At 26.1% G+C, this 3,974-nt stretch carries 3 protein-coding genes; 2 read left to right on the top strand and 1 reads right to left on the bottom strand.

The annotated features are described in order from the left end of the window. The first annotated feature begins 100 nt into the window (after positions 1 to 100). A complete protein-coding gene (locus ACRC03_RS19305) occupies positions 101 to 688 on the top strand; it encodes a YeeE/YedE thiosulfate transporter family protein (protein ID WP_438654241.1) in 588 nt (195 codons plus the stop codon). 14 nt (positions 689 to 702) lie between these two features. Then, positions 703 to 1,263 (top strand): YeeE/YedE thiosulfate transporter family protein, encoded by a 561-nt coding sequence (locus ACRC03_RS19300; RefSeq protein WP_438654240.1) that lies wholly within the window; start codon positions 703 to 705, stop codon positions 1,261 to 1,263. Positions 1,264 to 1,417: 154 nt separating this feature from the next. Here the strand turns inward: ACRC03_RS19300 and ACRC03_RS19295 are convergent. Then, positions 1,418 to 3,974 (bottom strand): glycosyltransferase (locus ACRC03_RS19295; protein WP_438654239.1); only part of this gene is annotated, 2,557 nt, incomplete at its 5' end.

Here is a 3,974-nt window from a genome sequence, read left to right as displayed (position 1 = left end):
ATAAATAACAACTTATGTGATAAAGTCACATAAAACTCTCTCTATTTATTGTATACTACAAATATATCAAAATATAATCACATAATAAGGAGGAAGTAACGTGAATAAAAACAGTTGGATTAAGGGTGCTATTATATTAGGTTTATCATTTTTCTTGGCAATATTTTTAGTAAAGCCGGTTGGAGTTTCTACTCAATTCTCAGTATTATCAGGAATTATTCATAGTTCTATAGATAAAAATGTTATAGTAGAGGACTCTAGCAGAGAATCAGGTTATATAAGCACTAATGAATACTATGACAAATCAGAAGGTAAATTAGCAGAGTCTATAAAAAATCCTATAAACTATGACTTTGTATTTGTACTAGCTATACCATTTGGAGGATACCTTGGGTATGTCTTAAAGAAAAATAGAAGAACTGATGAAGATGAAATTATAAAAAATTGTTCTATAAGAAACAGCCAGAAAATAAATAGAAATGAAGGATTTATTAAAAAATATGTTCCTGCTTTTCTAGGCGGATTTTTATTACTATTCGCTGCAAGAATGGCTGATGGATGTACTAGTGGACATATGATGAGTGGTATGATGCAAGGAAGTATTAGTGGCTACGTATTTGCTGCTGCAGTGTTTGGTACAGCTATCCCAACTGCATTAGTAGTAAAAAAGTTAAAGAAATCTAACTAAAGGAGGAAATTTATATGAAAATTATATTAGCAATATTACTTGGTGGTTTCTTTGGATTTGCATTATCTTATGTAGGAGCCACTGTATTTAAAAATATATTAAAAATGTTAAGATTAGAGGATTTAACTCTAGCTAAAATTATATTATTTGCAATTGGTTTTGGTAGTGTACTATTATCTATAGCTGCAATGGTTGGAATATTTGATATATCACATTTAAGCGTTAAGTCTATGAATTTAGGCGTAATTATTGGTGGTTTATTATTCGGTTTAGCATTCGGTGCTGTTGGCACTTGTCCTGGTACTTGTGTTGGTGCTATAGGTTCTGGTTCTGTAAAAAAAGCTATCTCTGCTGTAATAGGTGGATTAGTTGGAGCATTTACTTTCTCACTATCTTATGGATATTTTAAAGGTATGGGATTATTTGACACTCTTGATATGGGTAAATTAACTTTATTCAATATATCAGATAAGTACCCTTCATTATTTAATCTAGGATTTGTTGGAATATTAGTCGTAGGTGTGATATTCATGATATTAGGATATGTATTGCCTAAACAAATATTAAAAGATTAATAAAAACACTATCCCTATCCTTTTTAGGGATAGTGTCTTTGCTATTTAAATTTTATTATACTCTTAACTTCATCATTAAGATATACAACTTGGTGATTATTATTAGCAGGCGTTTCTACCTCTAATTTTTTAATTGTTCATTAATCTTACCACCTTAGTTTCTTATTATCTTAAATAGCTGGTCATATTTTTCATATTTAATATAATTAAATATATCTCTAGCTTTAACACTTAACTTATTATCCTCTAAGTCAAATAAGTATAGATTTTTTCTAATATATTCTAAAATTTTTATTAATTCATCATCTGGATAGTCTTTAATTTCAATAATTTTTTGATAAAATATACCTAAGAAATATCTGTTTGTCATACTATCAAAAGAGTATTTGGTTCTTTGATATAGTTTTGAAGTTCTTGTTTTTTGTTTCATCAAATCCTCTAAAATTTCAAAAGTAAAATTTTGAGTTATAGATTTATTGTTACTATCATTTCTTCTTCTATATAAAAATACTTCTACTGGAAAATATGATATTTTAGATGCTTTTAATAGACATTCATGATTTAAAATGTAATCTTCCCCAGTGATTTGATCTTCTCTATATTCAATATTGTTTAATATCAAAAATTCTCTTTTGAATATTTTATTGCAAGAAGTTCCCGGTTGTATCATTACATCTTCCAATGTAAGTTTACTATTAACATCAACCTCTCCACTATTATCTAAGCTTAATAAATTAAAATTTATTGCAGGTTTAGTGTATTTAATAGTTTCAAATAAGGCTGCTGGTTCTAATCTATTGTTTATTTCATGATAATAACTATATTTTCCTATAATATAATCACTTTTATAAATTTTCATTAGATTATACATAGTCATACAAGAATCTTTACACAGAATATCATCAGAGTCTAAAACTATAATATATTCACCTTTAGCTACCTTTAATGCTTTATTTCTAGATTTACCAGGATATTTTTTTCTTTCTTTATTATATATTACAGTTATATTTTCATATTGTTTTGAGTAAGAACTTAAAATATTTGGTGTTTTATCATTTGATGCATCATCTACAACAATTAGTTCTAAATTTTTAAATCCTATGGTTTGATTAATTATTGAATTTATAGTCTCATCAATATATTTTTCAACATTATAAGAAGCCATTATTATAGATATATTTGGTTGGTGATTATATAATTTTTTATTTTCTTTTACATTACTTATCTTAGCTTCATTATTTTTGCAAATATTACTTGCTTTTATCAATTCAATTTCTCTTAAAATCGTATTTTTTTCACTACTTATTTCTCTTACATGTTCTGCTGCTAGTTTTGACATTTGCAAAAACTCCTCTGCATTTAGATAAAGGTATTGGATTGACTTAGCAATACCTATATAATCTTCTCCTTCAGCTAACATTCCACATGTTTTATTTACAAACTCAGGAATTGAAGATACTTTATTTGTAATTGGCACTAGACCACTTGACATAGATTCATCTCTTGAAACACCTTGAGAATCATCTCTTGTCGGAACTAAAAATATACCATAGTCTTTATGGATTTTAGGTATGTCTTCTTGCTTTAAATATTGTTTATATATCTTTACATTATCAAACTTTTTTAGGGGGGCTAGTGTTTCTTCAAATAGTTTACCTTCACCATAAAAACAAAATTCTAATTCATCAAAATACTCTTGTTTTGACAACTCCAGTACTGCCAATACACTTAAATCATTTGCGTATTTTCTAGATTCAAAAGGTCTAATACTAAGTATTTTTTTTCTGTGTTCTAAATTTTTTTCATTATATACAAACAGGTTTTCATCAATAACGTTATGAATGATTGAGTAATATTTATTATCTAGTTTTATGCATAAATCCTCTTCTACTTCATTTTTAAATGTTTCAGATACAAATATATAATGTACTTTTTCTAATTTTTCAGAGAAAAGATTTTTCATAAAACTCATTCTAGCATTACTAGATTGTATTATTTTATTTATCACTGTATCTTCATTATATTCAAAATGTCGTCTATACCAAGGTCTAACTTCAGCACCATGGAACCATACTATAATATCAATATCCTTATTAACGAATTTAATAACTTGATACATTTCCATGTTAATAAAATGTATTAATATTTTCTTGTAAGAAGAATTTTGGAGTAGTCTTTTTAACTCCTCTTTATACCCTTTAAATACATTCACTCCGTCAAACTCATACTTGGAAAATCTATTTCTTTCATCGTAATTGAAAGTAAAAACATCTACATTTAATCCATTTTTTATATAACTTTTAACTCTTCTATGAACAAACCCATTTTTGTATAAATTATCTTCTGAAGGATAAAAATTAGTAAGAACTAAATAGTCAGATTTGCTTTCTTCTATACATATTTTTTTTCTTTCTTTTATGCTTATTTGGTCAAATTTTATTTTTCCTTCACCTTGCACTCTTATACATAGCATTATTTTTTCTATATTTTTATCAAAAGAAATGGATGTAGTAGAATTTATAGGAATAAAACTTATTCCTTCTTTTTTATCTTTAGAATAGCTTATTATAACTATTGAGGCATTTTGAATTGTGTTTTGGCTAGTAAATGATGTTATTATATATTCATTTTCAAAACTAATATTTATAGGAGTATATTCTTGAACTTTTTCAAAATTATTTGGTTTAATATTATAAAATATATATTGATGT

This window comes from Romboutsia sp. (assembly GCF_051659545.1).
GTDB lineage: Bacteria > Bacillota > Clostridia > Peptostreptococcales > Peptostreptococcaceae > JBOFOR01.
Note: the sequence above shows the minus strand (reverse complement) of the source record. Positions and strands in the feature narration are given on the sequence as shown.